This is a genomic window from Pseudonocardia sp. Ae505_Ps2, from assembly GCF_001932425.1.
Taxonomy (GTDB): domain Bacteria; phylum Actinomycetota; class Actinomycetes; order Mycobacteriales; family Pseudonocardiaceae; genus Pseudonocardia.
The window spans coordinates 13263-16181 of record NZ_MCIP01000003.1 but is presented as its reverse complement, the minus strand read 5'-3'; the positions used below and the strand labels follow the sequence as shown (position 1 = coordinate 16181).

General features: G+C 58.0%; 2 protein-coding genes. One reads left to right on the top strand and one right to left on the bottom strand.

All coding sequences use genetic code 11. From position 1 onward, the window contains the following. Window positions 1–825 precede the first annotated feature (825 nt). Window positions 826–1176, top strand: a complete 351-nt coding sequence (locus Ae505Ps2_RS31545) for a hypothetical protein (RefSeq protein WP_139317316.1) — start codon at window positions 826–828, stop codon at window positions 1174–1176. 510 nt (window positions 1177–1686) lie between these two features. Here Ae505Ps2_RS31545 and Ae505Ps2_RS29145 read toward each other — a convergent pair. Further along, the coding region (locus tag Ae505Ps2_RS29145) for an XRE family transcriptional regulator (RefSeq protein WP_139320303.1) at window positions 1687–2919 on the bottom strand (1233 nt) is incomplete at its 5' end.

The following is a 2919-nucleotide window of genomic DNA, read 5'->3' as shown; positions in this document are numbered from 1 at the left end:
CACTCATCGTGCGCCGCTACCGGAAGCAGTCCCGGGAGGAACTCGCCGACCGTCCCCCCTGAGCTGCCGTCAGGGGTCAGAGACACGATCCACCAAGCTCTGACCTGTGAAAACAGGTTGAAAAAAGCTCAGTGGCGCGCACACGTGGCTGAGTGGGCCCCTGCATCCCTCGGCAGCCCCGCCGAGGGTGAGGACACCCGCCATGACGGTCCGAAGCGGTGGTGCTTCGCCCTGTCCTGTTGTGGGTTCCCGCGCTGACGCGCGGGAACCCGGGGCGGTCTTGGAGCTCGGTGGGGGTTGCTGTGAGTTAGACCATAGGGCATGATCGGTGCAGTCCCATGCGAACTATTAACCCGAGGGGAATATTTTGCGTAAATTGCTGATTTTATCATGCGCTCTCTGCGCTGGAATTCTCATGTTTTCGTTGTCGTCGGGTACTGCTTTCGCTGCAAGTGCAGTACCCGTGCCTCCGGAGTATGTGTACAATCCTAAACTGGGACCGAGGCATGACTTTTGTACTTGGTCTTCAGATGAGCCAGTAATCAACAATAAGCAACTAAAGAGGAGGACTGTAGACTTTCGAGGCCCTTGCGCTCGACACGATCTTTGCTATGATCGATCTGCTAATAAAGCTGGCTGCGACAACCAATTTAAGCGCGATCTGGATCAGCAGTGCGACTTTACGTTTCAAGGAGACACGACTGGATACCTTGATTACTGCCGGGGGCGCGCACAGGCGTACTACGCAGGGGTGGTTGCAGGTGGGACACCTGGGGCGGCTCAGTGAAGCATAATTCTACTCCTATGAAGCCTCTAGGATTAGCAATGGAAGGCCTGACGGCTAAATTAATAGGTTGGCAGGTGGCCACAGTTGCCTTCACTTCCATCTTGCTGTCTATCGTACTATTGCCCTGGGGGGCTGCTCGCGAATTGCATGTTGGCTTATCCCTGCTCCTTCTTGGCGCAGTTTCTTTTGGTGTTGGAGTTAGACTTACTAGTCTGTCATGGACCAGAGTAGGAATATGCACTGCCGCTGCAGCAAGCTGCGTCTTTATTTTGGGCGAAATAGTCAACCGGGGCGAGAATTATTGGATTTTTGGGGTGATTTTTTATACGCCTGTAGCGATTTTTATTTCTTTTGTTGCGGCTGGAATCGGACGAGCGTTTCAGAGATAGGCGCCCGGAATCTTGCAGAAAGTCACCTTAGCGCTTTTCAACATTGATTTGCGGTTGTGGCTTTGCCTGCGGTAACGGTCGTCATATAGCCAGGGGAGCATGTCAACCGGGTGCGGGTCGAGACTTCGGGTCCGGGGGCAGCCCGGCGGCGGCCCGGGCCGCGTCCCACTCACCGTTGCGGCGTCGGCGAGGAGGCGACCGACGATGGCGGGGGTGTCGCCGGTGTGAGCGGCGATCTCTCGGTAGGTCAGTCCTTGGAGGCGGAGTGTCACCACCGCCGTACGGCGTGTTCTGGCTAGTTGTTCGCTGACCTCTGCCTGCGTGCCGCCGAGACCTGCTCACCATCAAGCGGACCGCCGACGTAGATCGCCATCCGAGTCATGACCACAGCATCCGTTGCCGTCTTGTGGGCAGATGTGAGCGTGCTTCACAGGGTGGCAGCCTGGCCTTACGGCCGGGCGGTTCACACGGGTTCCTGTTGTTGCCGGGTTCCGTGGGGGAAGTGTGTCTTTAGCGGAGTTGCATTAGTCGCTGCCGGTACTCTTGCGCATCCGGCTCGGCAGGGAATCTCTCTGCTACCACAGCGTCCAATTCGCTCGACACCATCAGGAGCGACGGGACCGATTGCCGGTCGCTATCAATTGCTTGATTCCCATATGACAGTGCCGTCTCTAGGTCCCCTTCCCGAGCTGCGACAACTCCTAGGGTGATACGCGCCTCGGCGTTTCGCATCGTGCTCGTCTCTCGACCGCTGAAATCGGTACCGGCTCGGAGGACTTCATCAGCATACGTCTTGGCTAGCTCGTTTTCACCAAGTATCCGATAGGCGTCCATGACGTAGAAATCGTACTTAGCCGGATCGACCACGAAGTGATTAGTGACATCATTTGGATACGGCAGCCGTTCGAGCTGCTGTCGCCCACGTTCGAGCGCGAGCTCAACTTGCCGGCGGTCCCCCATGCGTGCCCATGCTTTGGCCTCCTGCGCGGACAACTGGACAGCTACACCATGACTCGGCGCCAGCTCGGCGCCCTCCTTGGCGGCAGCGATAACGCCACGGAAGTCCCCGCCGGTGAGAGCGAACCACGCCTTCATCTCATGGGCCCACCCGGCAAGCTCCGCGTTTTCAGCTTCTCTTGCCAGGGACAATGCAGCCCGACGCGTTTTTTCCGCATCTGCTGCGCGCCCCATGTCCCACTCGACGCAACCCACCAATAGTGCCAGCCAACCCGCGAGCACCATTGCCTCTCTGTGCTGGCTCAGGGTCAACGAGCCAGCCAGCATGCCAGAGACGTGATGTAGCCATCGGTGTCCCTGGTCAACTAGTTGTCGACTCGGAACTGTCGCATAGTCACAGCATAGTTGATCGATCGTGATTCTTAGCGCGTCGAGCGTAGCGCCGTCTATATCAGACCGCTGAAGTCGCTGAACAATCGTAAACGTATCTTGTCCGTGCGACTCGGCTAGTTCTGCCTCACGCCTGGCCCGCTCCTGTTCCGGAAAAAACGCCGCGGTGACAGTATTGAATGACCGCGCGATCAATGCCTGATGGTATCGATCTGGCGCGTTTCGGCCTTTTTCCCAATCAATCAGGCGTCGGCGGACATTCTCGATGTCCAGCTTTCGACCCGGCTCGTCATCAGTCGGCACCTCGGCATGAGCACTCATCGCCCGAGCTAGATCCCGTTGAGACCAGCGGCGCGCGTTCCGCTCGGCGCGGATGCGACTAGCCCACGCCGGAAG